16 protein-coding genes are annotated in these 19,087 nt (G+C 49.7%); 11 read left to right on the top strand and 5 right to left on the bottom strand.

Features of this window, described 5'->3' with window-relative positions; all coding sequences use genetic code 11:
* Positions 1-15: 15 nt before the first annotated feature.
* From AC50Y5_RS18030 to AC50Y5_RS18010, 5 genes are all read right to left on the bottom strand, one after another.
* Positions 16-1,356 carry an Ig-like domain-containing protein gene (locus tag AC50Y5_RS18030; protein WP_494862604.1) on the bottom strand — a complete coding sequence of 447 codons (1,341 nt, stop codon included), beginning with the start codon at positions 1,354-1,356 and terminating at the stop codon, positions 16-18.
* A gap of 115 nt (positions 1,357-1,471) precedes the next feature.
* Positions 1,472-3,418: an S-layer homology domain-containing protein gene (locus tag AC50Y5_RS18025; RefSeq protein WP_494862602.1), complete on the bottom strand. Its 1,947-nt coding sequence runs from the start codon at positions 3,416-3,418 to the stop codon at positions 1,472-1,474.
* 72 nt (positions 3,419-3,490) lie between these two features.
* A complete protein-coding gene (locus tag AC50Y5_RS18020; RefSeq protein ID WP_494862600.1) occupies positions 3,491-4,825 on the bottom strand; it encodes an Ig-like domain-containing protein in 1,335 nt (444 codons plus the stop codon).
* A gap of 202 nt (positions 4,826-5,027) precedes the next feature.
* A complete protein-coding gene (locus AC50Y5_RS18015; protein ID WP_494862598.1) occupies positions 5,028-5,783 on the bottom strand; it encodes an exodeoxyribonuclease III in 756 nt (251 codons plus the stop codon).
* Positions 5,784-5,840: 57 nt separating this feature from the next.
* Positions 5,841-6,638, bottom strand: coding sequence for a metallophosphoesterase (locus AC50Y5_RS18010; protein ID WP_494862596.1), 798 nt, complete (start codon positions 6,636-6,638; stop codon positions 5,841-5,843).
* Positions 6,639-6,807: 169 nt separating this feature from the next.
* On the opposite strand from AC50Y5_RS18010, the gene AC50Y5_RS18005 reads away from it, so the two are divergent.
* The 11 genes from AC50Y5_RS18005 to AC50Y5_RS17955 all read left to right on the top strand — a co-directional run bounded on the left by AC50Y5_RS18005 (position 6,808) and on the right by AC50Y5_RS17955 (position 18,968).
* Positions 6,808-7,620, top strand: a complete 813-nt coding sequence (locus AC50Y5_RS18005) for an undecaprenyl-diphosphate phosphatase (RefSeq protein ID WP_494862594.1) — start codon at positions 6,808-6,810, stop codon at positions 7,618-7,620.
* Between the two features lie 667 nt (positions 7,621-8,287).
* Positions 8,288-9,304: an ABC transporter ATP-binding protein gene (locus AC50Y5_RS18000; RefSeq protein WP_494862592.1), complete on the top strand. Its 1,017-nt coding sequence runs from the start codon at positions 8,288-8,290 to the stop codon at positions 9,302-9,304.
* Entirely contained in the window at positions 9,291-10,229 is a 939-nt protein-coding gene (locus tag AC50Y5_RS17995; RefSeq protein WP_056033583.1) for an ABC transporter ATP-binding protein, read from the top strand. The genes AC50Y5_RS18000 and AC50Y5_RS17995 overlap by 14 nt, the downstream gene beginning before the upstream one ends.
* A gap of 2 nt (positions 10,230-10,231) precedes the next feature.
* Positions 10,232-11,194 (top strand): oligopeptide ABC transporter permease, encoded by a 963-nt coding sequence (gene opp4B, locus AC50Y5_RS17990; protein ID WP_056033585.1) that lies wholly within the window; start codon positions 10,232-10,234, stop codon positions 11,192-11,194.
* 21 nt (positions 11,195-11,215) lie between these two features.
* Positions 11,216-12,106, top strand: a complete 891-nt coding sequence (locus AC50Y5_RS17985; protein ID WP_056033588.1) for an ABC transporter permease — start codon at positions 11,216-11,218, stop codon at positions 12,104-12,106.
* A gap of 20 nt (positions 12,107-12,126) precedes the next feature.
* Entirely contained in the window at positions 12,127-13,971 is a 1,845-nt protein-coding gene (locus tag AC50Y5_RS17980) for an oligopeptide ABC transporter substrate-binding protein (protein ID WP_494862589.1), read from the top strand.
* 325 nt (positions 13,972-14,296) lie between these two features.
* Positions 14,297-14,815, top strand: a complete 519-nt coding sequence (locus tag AC50Y5_RS17975; RefSeq protein WP_494862587.1) for a DinB family protein — start codon at positions 14,297-14,299, stop codon at positions 14,813-14,815.
* 31 nt (positions 14,816-14,846) lie between these two features.
* A complete protein-coding gene (locus tag AC50Y5_RS17970; RefSeq protein ID WP_494862585.1) occupies positions 14,847-16,292 on the top strand; it encodes a DEAD/DEAH box helicase in 1,446 nt (481 codons plus the stop codon).
* 209 nt (positions 16,293-16,501) lie between these two features.
* Positions 16,502-17,089, top strand: a complete 588-nt coding sequence (locus AC50Y5_RS17965) for a TetR/AcrR family transcriptional regulator (RefSeq protein ID WP_494862584.1) — start codon at positions 16,502-16,504, stop codon at positions 17,087-17,089.
* A gap of 240 nt (positions 17,090-17,329) precedes the next feature.
* Entirely contained in the window at positions 17,330-18,073 is a 744-nt protein-coding gene (locus AC50Y5_RS17960) for an SDR family oxidoreductase (protein ID WP_494862582.1), read from the top strand.
* Between the two features lie 58 nt (positions 18,074-18,131).
* A complete protein-coding gene (locus tag AC50Y5_RS17955) occupies positions 18,132-18,968 on the top strand; it encodes a GNAT family N-acetyltransferase (protein ID WP_494862581.1) in 837 nt (278 codons plus the stop codon).
* Positions 18,969-19,087 lie beyond the last annotated feature (119 nt).

Below are 19,087 nucleotides of genomic sequence, written 5' to 3'. Positions count from 1 at the left end.
ATAGTCTTGACACTGTTAACCTACATATTGGGTTGTGAACATCCATTCAGAAAGTGAGACGCCTGCAAAATCATTTCCGTCGATATCTTCGAAGGCGCCATCATCGATGATAATGCTGAATTGTGTATCGGATGGCAGGAAAATGGTTAAACCGCTAAGGGTAACCGTATTTCCGCTAATGATAACGTGAGCCGGATAGTCGGCTGGAAAGCTCAGCACTTCACTGTTAGTTGAGGTATCAATAAATTTGATCTCTTTACCAGCAACGGCGGAAATGTCTCTATTAAATGTAAAAACAATATCGTCATATTGATTGACATTGACGCTTCCGTTTACAGGGGTGCGGCTTACAATGAAAGGAGCAGCGCTTGCTACGGCAGCATTTGACTTCAAGAGGACGGCCTGGCCCGTCAGCAGATCGCCTGATGCGGCAACCGGCGTTACCTCTGCGAACACATAATAATTGACATCGTCTTGCTGAAGGCTGTAAGTAGTCGCCGTTTCACCGATGATTTCCACCCGGTCAGAGCCGTCAGCTTGAGTACCGCGGAACCATTTCGTGCGGGTATTGCCCTCGGCATCATTTTCGGCGTCAAAATAACTGTATTGCGCAGTAGCCGTCTTGCCAGACACCCATGAGTCGACACTTAAGGAAGTGTTGTACACAGCAGGAGCATCGTCAATGGCGCTTAAAGTGACGATATATTTTTCAGTTGAGTTAAGGGCGGTTTTCCCGGTGTAGAGATTCATCAGAGCCGCGACATCTGCCATGGAGATGCTGCCATCGCGGTCGATATCGTACAGATTGGCGTCGCCTGGGGTCAGGACGGTATTCCGGTCTATCTCTCTAGCGATCAGGAACGCATCCGCTGCTGTAACCATGCCATCCTTGTTCGTATCCGCAAAGCGGTCTACCGTCACGCGGAAATGCTCGGTCAGCTTTTCATTTCCGGCTGTAACGCCTTCAATTCTGATTTCAGTCGTTCCAGCAGCTAAAATTTCAACGTCTATATAAGGCAGCTGCACATTAACCGATGCGACATTTGTATCACTGGACCAAGCGGTTAACGTAGTGATGATGGCTGCCTGAGGGAACAGCTTCGTCGTATCCAGCATAATGGAGGAGTCGTACGTAATAATCTGCGATCCCGAGCTAGGGACAGGACTGTAATTAGAAGTAGGCTTGACCCATTGAATATCGTTGTTTACAACAGGTAGGAAGTAGTTCGATGGTCCAGATGCTGCATGCGCCAGGGTTGACAATGACAAGCTTGTTCCTAGTACAGCGGTGCACAACAATAGCGAGGGACCTTTGCTTCGTGAAAAACCAGCCATTTTACGCAAAGAATGCTTCATTTGTCTTAAGTCTCCTTTATTCCGAATAGCTTGTCTAATTCAAGCGGCTGAGTTTGAAAAGCTGTAAGATTCCAAGCTCAGAATCTTACAGCTTTATAACAAGCTTGCTAGCAGCTTAGCCGTTAATCAGGCCAGCCTTGACGAGCAGGCGCTTCACAATAGCAGCCGTTTCGGCACGGGTCACGTTGGAATCTGGGTTCAGGGAACCGTCAGCTCCCTGCACAATGCCGTTTTTCAAAGCGCTGGCAACAGCGGCTTTCGCATATCCCGACACCGAGGAGCTGTCCTCGTAAACAGCCAGCAGGCTGTCGATTTCAGCAGCATCGCTGACGGTTGGCAAAGTTGTAATCGCAAGAGCGCGGTTTAAAATAATCATCGCTTCTTCACGGGTAATCAAACCGTTTGGACGGAAGGTTCCGTCCGAATAGCCGCTGATCAGCTTGTTTGCTACAGCAAGCTTCACTTCATTTTCATACCAGCTGCCTGTCTTTACATCGGAGAAGGAAACCGAAGTGCTGCCGGAAGCCTTGTGAATACCAAGTGCGCGCAGCAGGGTTGCTGTAAACTCAGCGCGTGTAATGGAAGCATTCGGTGCGAACTCCGTGCTCGATACGCCCTTCATGATCAGGCGGGAGCCGAGATCGTTGACGTCATTTTTGCTCCAGTGATTTTCAACATCCTTGAACGAAGCAGGCGCATAGACGACCGCATAGCTGCTGTTCGTCAAGCTGTTGATGTTTGCAAAATACGTGCTGCCCGTTACGGAAATATAGGTTGGCACATGACGCAGCGTACCATCTTCGCCAAGCACGACGCCCGTTGTCATCTTCGAGCCGCCTGCGCCGGCAGGCAGAGCGATCGAGCGTTCTACATAATGATTAAATTGGCCAATGCTGATGTTTTGTCCATTGTACTGCGCAATGACTTCAAAGTTTACCGGAGCGCCAACGACGCTTACGCCTTGCTTGGACGCTTGGCTTTGTACAGTATTGATGGTTGCATTGTCTGCTGCGGTAATAGAGATGATGATTTTAATATCGGACAGCTTCACCGTTGTACCGACCTGTGCGGAAATCGCATCAATGTTGATGTCGCTCGCAGGCAAGGTGTAGCTAGCTGCAGGCGTCTCGATTTTAACAGTTGCGCCGCGTTTCTCCAGCTCCTTCACCAGTTGGCCGTTCAAGCCTCCGTTGACGACAGCGACTGTGCTGTCTTGAATCGGAAGCACGAGCTCTTTAATGCCTGCTGTGTCGATTTGCTTAAGAACCTTGTCATTGTCTACGTCCAGCTGTACCGTTTTGCGGCCGTTCTGCACAGAGGTTTGAGCCGTTGCATATTGCTGCTCCTTGCCGTCGATGTATACAATAACCGGAGTTGTTGTAGTTGTCGGAGCTGGCGTGCTTGTAGCAGGAGTCGTAGTGAAACCTCCGCCTGAAGAGCCTGAACCTGAACCTGAACCTGAACCTGAACCTGAACCAGATCCTGAGTTGGCCTTCGAAATGACGATTTCTCCGCCATCAACGGTAGAAGGCGTCGTATACGATGGGCTGCGGTAGAACGCCCATTTCTCAGCGTTCGTCGTATCTACAGTCAGGTGATACGTTCCTGTCGTTTCGCTGCTGAGCGATTTAACCTCAATAGCGAACAGTTGGATAGGATCGTTAATGCGCGAGTCTCCGCCCGTAGAGTCTATCCAGATGGCGCGTGCCCAGCCCGCCGTATTGTCAAAGTTGGACTGAAAATAGCCTGTAGCTGATGGAGCGCCGTTTTCTGGCGCCACTTCACCATGTGTAGGCGTAATGCTGACGATGCTTAACACGGAAGGATCGAAGTCGATTTGCATATTGTAAGCGCCGACGCCGTCCCCTGGATCTGTGAGCATGACGGGCACGGTTGCTGATTGTCCGGCTGTCACATTGGTATTCGTAATGGTAACCTTCGCAGGGGCATCTGATGCAGCGTGTGCGGCAGAAGGGACAAAAAAAGCTGGCAATACGAGCAGGCAGCTCAGCATGAGCAGCAGAAAGCGTTTAGCAGGAGCTTGTCTCAAGAATGGTTGCATAATAACCTCCATGAAAGTAAGTAGATGGATGAAACTTGATTATTTGTTGAAAAATCAATGGCTAATGCAGAGTTAGCTCGGGTAGTTGGTAGTGAATTCCCATTCTCCTTGATCGAAGCCTGCATAATCATTACCGTTTGCATCTTTAAAGGCACCATGATCAATGAAAAGAACAAAGTGCGTACCGTATGACAGTTTTCCAGCTAGGTGTTTAATAGTGACGGTTTTCCCAACAACCTCAATATTGTAATCATCATTGGCAAGATAGTCTAATACAAAGCTGTCTATTCCAGAATGATAAAAACGAATGTGCTTACCAGGAACAGCCGTAACCTCTCTATCAAAAGTGAAGACAATATCAGCATTTCTATCGACATTTACACTGTAATTTTCGGGTGTAAGGCTAACAATGATAGGAGTAGCACTCAATACGATAGAATCGGGCTTCAATAGGACAGTTTCGCCCGTCAGCAGATCGCCGGATTCGGCAACTGGCGTCACTTCTGCGAAAACATAATAATTGAGATCGGTTTGCTGAAGAGTATAGCTGTTCGACGTTGCGCCTATGATTTCCGTACGGTCCGAGCCATCTGCTTGCAGGCCGCGGAACCATTTAAAGCGGCTATTGCCTTCGAAGTCATTTTCAGGATCAAAATAACTGTATTCCGCGGTCACCGTTTGGCCTGGTGCCCATGTATCCGCGCTTAAAGAGCCGTTATATATAGCTGGAGCATCGTCAATGGCGCTTAAGGTGACGATATATTTTTTAGACGAGTCTAGAACGGTTTTGCCAGTGTAGAGGTCCATTAAGGCGGAAGCGTCCGCTGCCGTTACGGATCTGTCGCGGTCGATATCATATAAATTGAAGTCTCCGGGAGTAAGGGTGGAATTTCTATTGAGCTCCCGAACGATGTGAAAGGCATCCGCTGACGTAATCATGCCGTCTTTATTCGTATCGGCGAAGAGGTCTACCGTCACGCGAAAGTGTTCGGTCAGCTTTTCATTTTCAGAGGTAACGCCTTCAACCCTGATTTCAGTCGTTCCCGGGCCGAATATTTCCATCTCAAAGTTGGGCAAATAAGCGTTCGCAGACGCGACGCTTGTATCGCTGGAAGTAGCAGTTAACATCGTTATGACGGTTGATGGGGGGAAGAGCTTCTGTGAATCCAATGAGAAGTAGCTGCCATAAACGTTAATGGTTGATCCCATTCCCGCATTCGCATTGGAATCATTTTTAACCCAGTGCAGATCATTGTTTACTACAGGAAGAAAGTAGTTCGAAGGTTCTGGAATTGCATATGCCGGAGCAGATAGTGACAAGGTGGTTCCCAATACTGCAGCACAAACAAAAAGAGTGGGGCCCTTTTTCAGGGATAATGCGGTCATTTTGCGCCAATTATCGTTCATTTGTCCGAGTCTCCTTGTTACGAATAGTAAGATGCTTAGCTTCATTTTACTTTTTAGGGCTGAACCGATTCTGAACGGATGTGTCTAATTGAAAAGAATGAAGTAGCAAAACGTCGAATAATGTTGAAATAAAAAAGAAAAACACAAAAAAACCGTCAATATCTGCAAGCAGAATTTGACGGCTCAAACTATTATTTCTTCATTAAAGGTCAATGCTTAGCAGTACCGGACAATGATCGCTACCCATAATAGCGGAATCAATAGCCGCATCCTTCAGCAGCGGAGCTAGTCGCTCTGAGATCAGAAAATAGTCAATCCGCCAGCCGACGTTCCGTTCGCGAACCTTGGGCATGTAGGACCACCATGTATAGGCATCGGTACGGTCTGGGTAGAGGTGGCGAAAGCTGTCGATAAAACCGGCCGCCAGCAGCTCGGTCATTTTGCCGCGTTCTTCCGGGGTAAAGCCGGAATTGCCGTGGTTGGCTTTGGCGTTTTTGAGATCGATTTCCTGATGGGCGACGTTGAGATCGCCGCAGACAATGACGGGCTTCACCGCATCAAGCTGCTGCAAATAAGTGCGGAAGCGATCCTCCCATTCCAGTCGATAGTCCAGCCGCAGCAAATCGCGCTTGGCATTAGGCGTATATACATTAACTAAATAGAAGTCTTCAAATTCCAGCGTCAAAATGCGGCCTTCCGGCTCTTCGTTTTCTTCAATGCCGTAGCGGACGGAAAGCGGCGGTTTTTTCGTAAACACAGCCGTACCGGAATAGCCCTTCTTCACGGCATAGTTCCAGTAGTCCGAATACGCCTCGCCAAGCTCCAGCGAAATTTGCCCCTCCTGAAGCTTCGTCTCCTGCAGGCAGAAAATATCCGCGTCCATCTCGGCAAAATAATCATTAAACCCTTTATTCACACAGGCTCTCAGCCCGTTAACATTCCATGAAACCAGCTTCAATGCGAAACCTCTCCTCTGTTGGCATTAATATAAAAATAGCTAAAAGCAGTGCTTCTACTAGACGGGCAGCAGGATGAAAACCTTGCCATCCGCATTCAAAATCTGGCTTCCATTGCTAAGCGTGGCATAGGGAAGCTCCCAGTGCGAGTGCCCGCAAAACACGAGCGTCTCCGGCAGCTGCTCAAGCGCAGCGCGAATGGCGCTGTTCCCCTCAAGCCCAAGTGCCGGCTCATCCGGTCCCTGATGCAAAAGCAAAGCGTGGGGCTGCTTCATAATAAGCTTGCGAAGCCACTTCACATAATCGTGCTGGGACATGCGATTAGGCTTGTCCGCTCGTCCGATAATGCCGCCTAGACCGGCAAGGCGGAGTCCTAATATTTCGGTCAAAGCTGGCAGGTCCATGAGATGCATGCAATCGCTAGCGGCGAGCATATTCATATGCGCAGACTCCATTATATCATGGTTGCCGGGTACACCTGCGACCCAGCCGAATGTTTCACCGAAAGCGAGCCAGACGGGAAGGGGGTTGCCGCTGCTGCCCCTTTTGCCAGCATCTCCATATAAATCGCCGCACAACAGGGCGACCATACGCTGTAGGGAAAGATGGGGAAATTCAATCGCTATTAATAACGCTAAATATTCGGGCAGCAGCTCGCCCAGCTGAACCTCGCATCCATCATCGATGGCAACGCCCTGCAAATCGGAGGTGACTATCAGGGCATCTATACGCTCTGGCAGTCCAGATACAAAGCCCTGATAGACGGGCAGCAGCGCAGGGAAGGTCCCGCCGCCAGCCGCCGCTGTTTGATAGGGAAAGCTTTCAATAGGCTCGGGAAGTATTCGCTCGATTTTCATAGTCGTTGAGGCTGCCCCCTTTTGCAACTAAAAATGACTCATGCCGTTTCATTGGAAATTAGGGTCAATATACCATGATTGCGAGTAGCGGGCAACTTAGGAGATTTGATCATTTTTACTAGGGTGCGTTATGATAGGGGAGGTAAATACAAGCAAAAAAGGAGACGGTATGGACAATTTCGTATTATGGCTGAAGTATTTGATTCTCGGTATTATTCAGGGCTTTACAGAGCCTATCCCTGTATCATCAAGCGGACATTTAATTATTGCCCAGCAGTTGCTCGGCGTTGAACAGCGAGGGCTGGCATTTGAAATTTTAACGAACACGGCATCGCTGATTGCGATTGGCTACATTTTTCGCCAAGATATTAATCGGCTAGTTGTTAACACTATCAAATATATGAGAACATGGGACAAGGCTTACAAAAGCGACTTCCTGTTCGCTGTGTATGTCGTCATTGGGACGGTGCCTGCCGTCATTATCGGGCTGCTGTTCAAGGATCAAATTGAGTCTTATTTCTCCTCTGTCCGCACAGTGGCGATATCACTGCTCATAACCGGTGTGGCGCTCTGGCTCATCCGCAATTTGCGAGGGCGCAAGCGGGATGGCGACCTGACGGTCAAGGACGCTTTAATTGTAGGCTTGGCGCAGGCGGTCGCGCTCATTCCCGGTATTAGCCGCTCAGGTTCTACCGTCATTACATCCATTGCGGTCGGCATGAAGCAGGAGACGGCGCTGCGGTTTTCTTTTATGCTGTACATACCCATTAGCTTGGGCGGCTTGGTGCTGGGCATCTCGGACATTGCGAATGATCCTAACCGAACATCGCTGATGATTCCTTATCTCATTGCCTTTATAGCTACTTTAATCGTTACCTACTATTCTATGCGCTGGTTCATGAACATTATGGCGCGCGGCAATTTAAAATATTTCTCCTATTATTGTTTTGTCGCAGGCATCCTGCTGCTCATTTTCCTCTAGAACGACTGCTGGAGGAGAGGGAGCACAGATCCGGGAAAAAAGGGTTTGAGAGGCTGGTATCCAAACAGGGATGCCAGCTTTTTTTGTAAATATAAGCATAGAAAAATTTCACCCTCGAAACGGAAGCTTTGCCGCTAGAGGACGGTGACAGCCGTTTGCGTTTAGCTGCTTCGCTAGAGATGGGGGTTTATGCAGGCCTTCGAATAAAAAAAGAGAATAGTGCAGCGTGATTTTGTTGCTTTCAGTAGAATTTACAACTTTTTCCTGTATGGGCTAAGCAGAAAATCGTAATTTCTTTATGAAAAACGCACAATATCTAAATTCAGGAAGAATTATAATTAAAAAATATATTGAATTAATTATTTAATTAAATGACAGGTGTGAATATTTATTTAAGGATTTAAATAAATATTATCCCCTCTTATATGTTAATACTTGACTAACATTATCTCTTAAATCGAACTAGATGTTAAAAAAAGAGAGAAAGATAAATAAAAAGTATTGTAACTCTTTTCTTAATGATATAAAATGTGACATAGATTGAGTCTCATGATGTCACATTCGAACAGCTAGATTCGCCTGATAATGCCGAGCTAAGTCCGTCATTATTTTCAGAATTATCAATTTAATTAACGCTCGAAATTATAATTCGTTAGGGTGATTAAATGTGAGTGAGGAATTGCTGAGAATGGAGCATTTAACGACGTCCTTTCGGATCGCTGACCGCTATTATGCAGCAGTGGATGACGTTACGTTAACGGTCAGAAAAAATGAAATTTTAGCGATTGTTGGCGAATCCGGCTCGGGGAAAAGCGCATTGGCCTTTTCGATTATGGGGCTCCATACGCGGGCGAAAATCGAAGGGCATATTTATTATAAGGGGCAGGACTTGGCTCATCTGCCTCCAAGCAAATTAAACAAGCTGCGGGGTAAGGAGATGGGCATGATTTTTCAGGACCCGCTGTCTGCCCTCAATCCGCTCATGATTGTTGGCAGCCAGATTGAGGAGGCTTTGCTGCTCCATAACGACAAGCTGACGGCGGAGCAGCGCAAGGCGAAGGTGCTGGAATTGCTTGATAAGGTAGGCATTCCCCGCCCTGAGCACACGTATCAGCAATATCCGCATGAGTTGTCCGGCGGAATGAGGCAGCGCGTCGTCATTGCGATTGCGATTGCCAATGAGCCGAAGCTGCTCATTGCCGATGAGCCGACGACGGCGCTTGATGTGACGATCCAGCTGCAAATTTTGGAGCTGATCCGCAAGCTGAAGAGTGATATTGGCGCAGGCATTATCCTCATCACCCATGATCTTGGAGTTGTGGCGGAAATGGCGGATCGCGTAGCCGTTATGTATGCGGGACAGATCGTGGAAATCGCCGATATTTATACGCTCATTTCAAATGCGCAGCATCCCTATACGAAGTCGCTGCTCAGCTCGATCCCGGCGGCCAGTGCTGAGAAGTCTCGGCTGCATGTCATTCAGGGCATTGTGCCCTCCTTGCAGAAGCTGCCCCGCGAGGGCTGCCGCTTCCGCTCCCGCATTCCATGGATGGAGGAGGCGGCACATGAGGCGGAGCCTGCGATGCACGAAGTAAGTCCCGGTCATTTCGTCCGCTGTACCTGCTATCGGACTTTTTATTTTCCTAAAGTGGACGGGAAGGGGGCTGACTATGGCGCTTCTTGATATTAAGGATTTAAAGGTGCATTTTCCGATTCGCGGCGGCTTATTCGGCAGAACGGTTGGCGAGGTCAAAGCGGTAGATGGCGTAAGCTTGTCCATTGAGCAGGGCAGCACCTACGGACTCGTTGGCGAGTCCGGCTCGGGCAAGACGACGACGGGGCGGGCGGTTATCGGCCTGAATGCGATTACGTCCGGCAGCGTCATATTCGAAGGCAAGGACTTGAACGAAGGCGGCAAGCGCGGCTTGCTGAATGCCCGCCGCGATATTCAAATGATTTTTCAAGATCCGTATTCCTCGCTTAACCCGAAGAAGCGCGTCATCGACATTGTGGCGGAGCCGCTGCGCAACTTCGAGCGGCTGTCTGAGCAGGAGGAGAAGCGACGCGTGCGCGAGCTGCTGGAGCAAGTGGGCTTAAGCGCAGAGACGATCTACAAATATCCGCATGAGTTTTCCGGCGGCCAGCGGCAGCGGATCGGCATCGCCAGGGCGATTGCCTTAAAGCCGAAGCTGATCATTGCCGACGAGCCCGTATCGGCGCTGGACGTATCCGTACAGGCGCAGGTGCTTAATTTTATGCAGGACATCCAGAAGCAATTAAACCTCACGTACTTGTTTATCAGCCATGACCTTGGCATTATCCGGCATATGTGCGATCACATCGGCATTATGTACAAGGGCAGACATGTTGAGCAAGGCACAACCTCAGATATTTTTCATAACCCTCAGCATATTTACACCAAGAGGCTCCTTGCAGCCATTCCTGATATCGACCCTACACAAAGAGAGAAACAGCGACAGTTTAGAGCAGAGGTAAAAGCCGAATATGATCAAGCCTACAGAGACTATTTTGACGAAGAGGGCCTGGCCTATTCATTAAGGCCGATCTCAAGCACGCATCTAGTAGCTCTGCCTGGGAAAGGTGGATAGCGATGTGGAAAACGATTGTTCGCCGTATATTCATTATGATTCCGCAATTATTTTTGCTTAGCATTCTCGTCTTTTTGCTCGCTAAAGCGATGCCGGGCGATGCGCTCACAGGCCTTGTTGATCCGAGCCTTGATCCTGCGGCGCTGGAAGCGCAGCGAGAGCGGCTTGGTCTGAACGATCCGTGGCATGTGCAGTACTGGAACTGGATGGTCCATGCGCTCCAGGGCGACTTTGGACAATCGTTCCGCTTCAAAATGCCTGTGTCCGAGCTCATTGGCCAGCGCATATCCAATACGATCTGGCTGTCGGTCGCGACGCTGATTTTGACTTATCTAATCGCGATTCCGCTTGGTATTACGAGCGGCCGCTACAACGATACTTGGGCGGACCGCCTAATTACGGGCTATACCTATTTGGGCTTTGCTGCGCCGCTGTTTATTTTTGGCTTGGTTATGCTGTGGCTGTTCGGCTTCCACTTTGACTGGTTCCCTACAGGCGGCAGCGTTAAGCCGGGAGTAGAGCCTGGCACAGCTGCTTATGTATTTAGCAAAATTTATCATTTGCTGCTCCCGGCTCTATCGATGGCGCTGATTACGACCGTGACGACGGTGCAGCTGCTGCGCAGCGAAATTATTGATACGAAGCAGCGCGATTTTATTTTGACCGCAAGGGCTAAGGGGGCTTCGGAGTCCCGCGTCTACAACCGCCATATTTTGCGCAACTCGCTGCTGCCGATTGCCGCCTTTTTCGGCTATGAGATTACGGGCTTGATCGGCGGCACTGTATTTATCGAGAGCATCTTCAGCTATCCCGGCATGGGCCAGCTGTTTCTAAGCTCCATCTCCTTACGGGATTTCAGCGTCGTGACGGCGCTGGTGCTGCTGTATGGGCTCGCATCGATTTTGGGAGCTTTAATATCGGATTTGATTTTGAGCATCGTCGATCCCCGGATTCGGATCAAATAAGCGCGTTGGGAGGCTTAAACTATGAGCAAGCTTGCAACCGCCGAGGCGGACCGAAGCCCCTCCGGCTGGAAAATCATCTGGCGGGAAATTGTCCGCGACAAGGTGGCGTTTGCTTCCTTTCTTTTTCTAGGACTCGTTATCGTCTTTGTGTACGGCATTTCACTTGTGCTGGATCAGAAGCAGATCGTAACCGTCGATTTGTTCTCGCTGTACAAGCCGCCTTCCGCCGATTTTTGGCTGGGGACGGACTATGGCGGGCGGGATGTATTCGGGCAGCTGATTATCGGCACGCGCAACTCCTTGTCCATCGGCATTATTGTGACGCTGATGACGGGGATTATCGGCATTCTGATTGGTCTGCTGTCGGGTTATTTTGGCGGCAGCGTAGACAATGTATTTATGCGCTTCGTCGATTTCTTTATGATTTTGCCGACGCTCATGATTGTAATTGCGTTCGTGACCGCCGTGCCTAAATACAGCATTGTTTCGTTCTCGCTCATTATGACGGCATTTCTGTGGATGGGCATTGCCCGGCTGATTCGGTCGAAGGCGCTGCAGGAGCGGGAGCTGGATTACATTCAAGCGTCCAGAACGCTCGGTTCCTCCCATTTGAAAATCATGTTTACGCAGCTGCTGCCGAATCTCAGCTCCATCATTATTGTGACGATGACGCTGAATCTGGCAGCGAACATCGGTCTTGAATCCGGCCTTTCCTTTCTTGGCTTTGGCTTTCCTGAAAGTACGCCGAGCCTCGGTACCTTAGTCAGCTATGCGAGAAACCCGCAAACCCTGGAGAGCAGATGGTGGATCTGGTTACCCGCGTCAGTGCTGATCTTGGTATTGATGTTGAGTATAAATAATGTTGGTCAAGCGCTAAAGCGTGCGACGGACGCAAGACAAAGAAAAGGTTAATAAAAGGAGGAGATGGTGTAATGGGAAAGGGTAAGGGGACAAAGTATGTATTCGTTTCGCTGATGCTTGTGCTCGCGCTAATGCTGGGGGCATGTACATCAAATGGTGGAAGCGGGGCAGCCGAGAGCGCAAGTCCTGGGGCGAGTGCCGAACCTGCGGCTAGTGCAAGTGCAGCTCCAGCTGAAGATGACGGTCTTTATTCCATTGAGGATTTTAACAAGGTGAAAATTAATGAAGGTACGGCGCTGAAGGGCGGCTCCGTCACTTACGGCTTGGTGTCCGATACGCCATTTGAAGGTACGCTGAACTACAATTTCTATTCGGGCAACCCGGATGCGATGGTTTTGCAGTGGTTCGATGAAGGGCTGCTGACTTGGGATGCCAACTACGTCTATACGAATGACGGCGCAGCAACCTATGAGGTTTCCGAGGATGGGCGCACGTTTACCTTCACCATTCGCGACAATGTCAATTGGCAGGATGGCGAGCCGGTGACGGCGGAGGATTGGCTGTTCGCGCATGAAATCATCGGAAATAAAGCTTATGATGGCCCGCGTTACGATTCCAATTTTACGAATATTGAAGGCATGGAGGAGTTTCATGCTGGCAAGGCAAAGACGATTTCCGGCATTAAGGTGCTGAGTGAAAAACAATTGCAAATTACGTACATTCAATCCACCCCTTCCCTGTTAACGGGCGGTGTATGGAATTATCCGCTGGCGAAGCATATTTTTGGCGATATGGATGTAGCGAAAATTTCCGCTTCCAAGGAAGTGCGCGAGAAGCCGATCGGCTTCGGACCTTTTAAAGTGAAATCAATTGTACCAGGCGAGTCGGTTGTATTTGAGAAAAATACCGATTACTGGCGCGGGGAGCCCGCTCTTGATGAGGTTGTGCTGAAGGTCATCAACCCAACGACGGTTGTGCAGCAGCTTGAGAGCGGCGGCGTTGATCTCGTCGATTCCTTCCCGGTTGACCAATATCCGGACAATGCGGGCATGTCGAACGTCGAATTCCTCGGCACGATCGATCGCGCGTATACGTATGTCGGCTTTAAGCTTGGTACATGGGATAAAGAAGCAAAAGTCGTTAAGCCGAATGACAAGGCGAAAATGGGCGATGTGAATTTGCGCAAGGCGATGTGGCAGGCAGTGGACAATGATGCGGTTGGCAAAAAGTTCTATCACGGCCTGCGCTGGAATGCGACGACGCTTATTCCGCCGTCCCACCCAGAGTTCCATGATTCCACCAATAAAGGCGTAACCTACGATCCAGAAGCGGCGAAAAAGCTGCTGGACGACGCGGGCTATAAATTAAACGGCGAATTCCGTACAAATCCAGATGGCAGCGAGCTGGTTATCAATTTTATTTCGATGACAGGCGGAGATATTGCTGAGCCGTTGGCCCGTTATTATGTGCAATCATGGGCGGCAATCGGCCTTAATGTCAATCTGGAAATGGTCGAGTTCAACTCCTTCTATGACCGTGTAGGCAACAATGGGGACGACGATCCTGCGGTTGATGTTTATCAGGCGGCGTGGTCTGTTGGCATCGATGTAGACCCTGCTGGTCTATATGGCAAAGATGCGATTTATAACTTCCCGCGTTTTGAGACGGAGGAGAATAGCAGGCTGCTTGCCGAGGGCGTCTCGGAGAAAGCCTTTGATGTAGAGGTACGCAAAGGCATTTATAAAGAATGGCAGCAATATATGGTTGATCAGGTTCCGGTATTCCCGACTCTATACCGCTCCGAGCTTGTTCCGGTGAATAAGCGCATTATGAACTATGCAATCGGCGATGGCACCGGCATTTATTTGCATCAGCTGGCTGTCTCGCAAGATAAACCGTTTGTAGCAGTGAAATAGCGTATAATAGAGCTTAGAGACTGCGACGAAATAAAGTACCGCTAATTTATTGACAAAACTCCCAAAACCGTGGAGATTTTGTCAACAAAAGCGGGTACTAATTTCCTCGCAGCTCCTTAGAGTAGCAAACAAGATAATCGGCGGGCCTCAGTTGCCCACCCGTTAGACAAGGGCTGTTCACTAGGGCGGAGGACTTCGCCTTGGGGAACAGCCCGCTTTGCGGTTGCAGCGGGTAGGACGCGGCTGCGCTCTTTTCAAACGGGGGCGGGAATGCTACAATCTCTGAAACTATAGCTTTGAAAATGGGGAAAGGCAGGAAACGATTATGAGCAATCGACCTTCTAGAAATGACTTTAATCCTTACTATGAAACGTATATTGAAAAAGTGCCCGAAGGCAGCATTAAGGATGTGCTGCTAGAGGCACAGCAGGCGACAAGCGAGCTGCTGGCAAGCATTCCGGAGGAGCGCGGCAGTTTTAAATACGCGGAAGGCAAATGGAGCATTAAGGAAGTTATTGGCCATATTAATGATACCGAGCGCGTGATGAGCTATCGCCTGCTGCGGATTTCACGGGGCGATTCGACGCCGCTGCCTGGTTTTGAGCAGGATGTGTTTGTAGCGGGTGCGCGGTTTGATGAGTATACGATCGAGGAGCTTGCTGAAGATTATCGGGCGATCAGGCAATCGACGCTGAAGCTGGTTAGCAAGCTTTCCGATGAGGCGCTGTCACGGCGCGGCAACGCAAGCGATTCCGAGGTAACGGCATTGGCGCTAGCCTACATTATCGCCGGTCACGAGCTTCACCATTTGAACGTATTGAAGGAACGATATTTAATTGACTAGCTAATATAACAGTCACCAAAGGAGCTCTATGATGAGTGAAGCAAGCTTTAAGGATTATCAATTAAGTGAAGACATTACCCGGGCGCTGGACAGCTTAGGCTACAAGCAGCCGACCATTGTACAACGCGAAGTCATTCCGATTGCACTGAGCAAGCGCGATCTTACGGTCAAGTCGCATACCGGCAGCGGCAAGACGGCGGCCTATGGCATTCCCATTTGCGAAATGGTGGATTGGGACGAAAATCGCCCGCAGGCGCTCATTCTAACACCGACACGCGAGCTTGCTGATCAAGTAACCGAGGACATCACGAATATAGGCCGTTACAAAAGAATTAAAGCGACAGCGATTTATGGCAAGCAGCCCTTTGCCCCACAGCGCATGCAGCTGACGCAAAAAAATCATGTGGTCGTCGGTACGCCTGGCCGCATTATGGATCATATCGAAAAAGATACGATCGATCTGGAGAAGCTGCGCTTCCTCGTCATTGACGAGGCAGACGAAATGCTGAGCATGGGCTTCATCGAGCAGCTGGAAATGATTATTCAGGAGCTGCCGAAGGATCGGGTGACGCTGCTATTCTCCGCTACGCTGCCGAAGGATGTAGAGCGGCTGTGCCATCGCTATATGAATGATCCGGTGGATATTGCGATTAAAGCTGAGGGCGCCGCGAAGGCCGAAATCGATCATTCGTTGTATATCGTGCGGGATAACCGCAAGCTGCAATTGCTGCAGGACGTGACGGTGATGGAAAACCCGGACAGCTGCATCATTTTTTGCCGGACGCAGGTGAATGTCGATGAGGTGCATCATGAGCTGACCCTGCTCGGTTACCCGATTGGCAAAATCCATGGCGGCATGGAACAGGATGATCGCAATCGCGTAATGGGCGAATACCGCAGAGGCGAGTTCCGTTATTTGGTGGCGACTGATGTAGCAGCGCGAGGCATTGATATTGATCGGATTACCCATGTGATCAACTACGATTTTCCGATGGAGAAGGAAAGCTTTGTCCACCGCGCAGGCCGAACTGGACGAGCAGGCAACAAAGGCAAGGCGATCTCATTCGTGACGCCAAATGAGGATTCTTTTCTCGCTAATGTTGAGGCGTACATCGGGTTTAAAATCCGGCAGGCGGAAGCTCCGCCTGAAGATGTCGTGAACAGCCGCAGGGAAAGCTTTGAGCTGAAGCTGAAAGCAAGTCCAGAATTGAAGCAGGACAAGAAGTTACAGCTCAGCGCAGACATCCTCAAGCTTCATTTCAACGGAGGCAAGAAAAATAAGCTCAGAGCGGTTGATTTCGTCGGCACCATTGCGAAAATCGAGGGCATGACGGCCGTAGATATCGGCATCATTACGATTGAGGACAATAAGACGTATGTGGAAATTTTGAATGGCAAAGGCAGCCTCGTGCTGCAAGCGATGAAAAACACGACGGTCAAAGGCAAGCTTCTAAAAGTACAGCCTGCTCGGAAATAACAGGTAAAACCGATGGCGATCAGCAGTAAAGGTAGCGGGAAGGGTGTACTAAGCAACGCGCTTCTCCCAACCTCTGTGCTGCATCGTTATCGGTTTTTTTATGGAGAAAGCAAAAAGCCTGGACTGACAAAGTTGAGCTTTTGACATTTGTATTGGGCTGGACCATATGATATGGTTGAAGCAGCAAAACGAACAAAGAGGGGATAACAATGGCAAATGAAACGCCGCTAACGAAGGAAGCCATATTGGACGCAGCGGAACAGGTGCTTCGGAGATATGGCCCCGATAAAACGTCGGTTACGGACATCGCGAAGTTTCTCCAGGTTAGTCATGGCACCTTATATCGGCATTTTGCGAGCAAGGCTGCGCTTCGAGAGACAGTTACCGAGAGATGGCTGGATAAAAGCGTATCCGAGCCTCTAGAAGGGATTGCGACTGCAACGGACGGCAGCGCTGCTATGCAATTGCGCTCATGGCTTGACGCGCTTATGCAGAAGAAGCAGATGTATGCGCTTGAGGATGCGGAGATGTTTGCAATGTACTCAGCGGTAACGCTGGAAGCCGTTGATTTAATTGCGGCGCATGTCGATCACTTGGTCAAGCAGATTGCCATCATTGTAGAACGCGGCATGCACAGCGGCGAGTTTAAGCCGGGTGATGCGCATGCGACGGCAAGGGCTATTTTTCTGGCGACGACGAAATTTCATCATCCGGCTTTTGTGCGCGAATGGTCGAGCAAGGAAATCGATCAGGATTTTGATGCCGTGTGGAGCTTGCTGCTTGCCGGATTACAATAAATACGCCTTTAGAAACAGATCGGAGCACTCCGGCAGCCGTTTCTAACAGGCGTATTTTTTTGCGTTCAATAGGGAAAAAACAGAGGAAAACGTGAAATCATTTCACGGTGATTTTAAAAGATTGTCAATACACAAATGACAAAAAATAATATTTGTTATTTGACAGTTGTAACATGCCAGTATATACTCTATTCAATAACAACGAGGCACAGCACCTCGCGACAAAGGATGGGACCACAGATGGAGAAAAGTTTAACGGGCAAAGTGGCATTAGTTACGGGCGCATCGAGAGGCATTGGGCAGAAAATCGCTGAGGATTTGGCACAGTATGGAGCCAAGGTAGTGGTCAATTATGCAAGCAGCCCAGCAAAGGCGGACGAGGTAGTCGCTGGAATTAAACGCGATGGCGGGGAAGCAACAGCAATTAGAGCGGATATCAGCAAGGTAGCAGAGATCGAAGAGCTATTCCACAAAACATTGGAAGCCTATGGTCAGATAGACATTTTGGTTAACAACGCAGGCATTATGATCAACAAGCCGCTAGCAAGCATAACGGAAGAGGATTTTGACAAGCAATTTGAGATTAATGTCAAAGGCACCTTTTTTGCCATCCAGCAGGCAGCGCTGCATATGAAGGAAAACGGGCGCATCATTAATTTTTCAACGTCAGTGGCGGGCCATATGTTCAAGGCTTACAGCACCTACGCAGGAACGAAAGGCGCGGTGGAGCAGTTTACCCGCCAGCTTGCGAAGGAGCTTGGTCCGAAAGGCATTACGATCAATGCCATTGCACCGGGACCTGTAAACACGGAGCTGTTCAAGGCAGGGAAGACGGAGGAGCAGATAACGGCGATCAGCAATGCCAATTCCTTTGGACGGCTGGGCGAGCCGGAGGACATTTCACAGGTAGTGCTGTTTCTGGCAAGCAAGGAGTCGCAGTGGGTAACCGGGCAAACGCTGCGCGTGAATGGCGGATTTATTTAAAAGGATGGTTTGAAGCCCTCTCGCAGCTATGTTATGGTTCGTATAAAAGGAGAGGAAGATGATGCAGCATCTGAATCAAATAGTGCCGCTTCTGGAACAGGACACGCTTACGAACATTACGCTGCTGAAAATGATCGAGGCTTATGAGGGGGCCATCAGCAGCAAGCTCATCGAGGGCTCTGAACCATCGCGATGGGGGCTGCTCCTGCTGCTTCCAATCGAAGCGTATCCTTATGATCAGCAAACGTATCCCGAAGCTGACTATATCGCTTTTGTCGCGTATACGGAGCAGTCGCTGCTGCCCGAACTGCTCACAGCTGTTCCCACAGGTGCCCGCCTCGTATTCAAGCTCCAGAAGGATGAGTATCGGGAACAGCTTGCCCAATACTACGAGTTGGAGCAGGCCAGAGCATATATTTCCTATACGAGCCAAGACGAGCTTACCAGCAGCAACGTGCAGCAGCATAAGCAGCATAAGGCGATTAATAATGAAGACGTTGTGAAGCAAGAGACGCTGACAGAGGAACTGCTGCCGCTGCTTTGCAGCAACGGCTATACGCCGGAGGAGCTGCGAGGCTATTTTGCCGAACGCGCCTATGCCTTCGTGATTTACCGGGACGGCGAGGCTGCTGCCGGCTGCTTTATTTTTTGCAATTATAAAGACATTTGGGAAATTGCAGGCGTCCATACCCGGGAGCGCTGGCGTGGGCAAGGCTTGGCAAGGCAGCTTGTAGCTGCCGCGTTGGAGCATTTGAGGCAGAGAGGGCTGAGGCCTAGATACCATGTGCTGGAGACGAATGCCGCCTCAATCGGGCTCGCCGAGTCGCTAGGCCTCCACCCCTTCATGAAGCTGACGCATCATACGATGCGAAGCCCCGCCGCGATACCGCAGTAAATTTAGGCGAATCAACAAAAGCCCGCCCTTCAACGCTAGCTGAAGGGCGGGCTTTGCTGCAAATATAGGAAAGTATATAATTTTTCTATCCTTACTCTTACCGTATTTGTGCCTCGTCA

It is taken from the genome of Paenibacillus sp. JT22N7 (assembly GCF_059383875.1).
Note: the sequence above shows the minus strand (reverse complement) of the source record. Positions and strands in the feature narration are given on the sequence as shown.

Bases quoted from the DNA above. Each gene is read 5' to 3' on its own strand.
- AC50Y5_RS18025 (WP_494862602.1), bottom strand. From the start codon at position 3,418: ATGCAACCATTCTTGAGACAAGCTCCTGCTAAACGCTTTCTGCTGCTC.
- AC50Y5_RS18030 (WP_494862604.1), bottom strand. From the start codon at position 1,356: ATGAAGCATTCTTTGCGTAAAATGGCTGGTTTTTCACGAAGCAAAGGT.
- AC50Y5_RS18020 (WP_494862600.1), bottom strand. From the start codon at position 4,825: ATGAACGATAATTGGCGCAAAATGACCGCATTATCCCTGAAAAAGGGC.
- AC50Y5_RS17955 (WP_494862581.1), top strand. From the start codon at position 18,132: ATGATGCAGCATCTGAATCAAATAGTGCCGCTTCTGGAACAGGACACG.
- AC50Y5_RS18010 (WP_494862596.1), bottom strand. From the start codon at position 6,638: ATGAAAATCGAGCGAATACTTCCCGAGCCTATTGAAAGCTTTCCCTAT.
- AC50Y5_RS17980 (WP_494862589.1), top strand. From the start codon at position 12,127: ATGGGAAAGGGTAAGGGGACAAAGTATGTATTCGTTTCGCTGATGCTT.
- AC50Y5_RS17995 (WP_056033583.1), top strand. From the start codon at position 9,291: ATGGCGCTTCTTGATATTAAGGATTTAAAGGTGCATTTTCCGATTCGC.
- AC50Y5_RS17960 (WP_494862582.1), top strand. From the start codon at position 17,330: ATGGAGAAAAGTTTAACGGGCAAAGTGGCATTAGTTACGGGCGCATCG.
- AC50Y5_RS17985 (WP_056033588.1), top strand. From the start codon at position 11,216: ATGAGCAAGCTTGCAACCGCCGAGGCGGACCGAAGCCCCTCCGGCTGG.
- opp4B (WP_056033585.1), top strand. From the start codon at position 10,232: ATGTGGAAAACGATTGTTCGCCGTATATTCATTATGATTCCGCAATTA.
- AC50Y5_RS17975 (WP_494862587.1), top strand. From the start codon at position 14,297: ATGAGCAATCGACCTTCTAGAAATGACTTTAATCCTTACTATGAAACG.
- AC50Y5_RS17970 (WP_494862585.1), top strand. From the start codon at position 14,847: ATGAGTGAAGCAAGCTTTAAGGATTATCAATTAAGTGAAGACATTACC.
- AC50Y5_RS18005 (WP_494862594.1), top strand. From the start codon at position 6,808: ATGGACAATTTCGTATTATGGCTGAAGTATTTGATTCTCGGTATTATT.
- AC50Y5_RS17965 (WP_494862584.1), top strand. From the start codon at position 16,502: ATGGCAAATGAAACGCCGCTAACGAAGGAAGCCATATTGGACGCAGCG.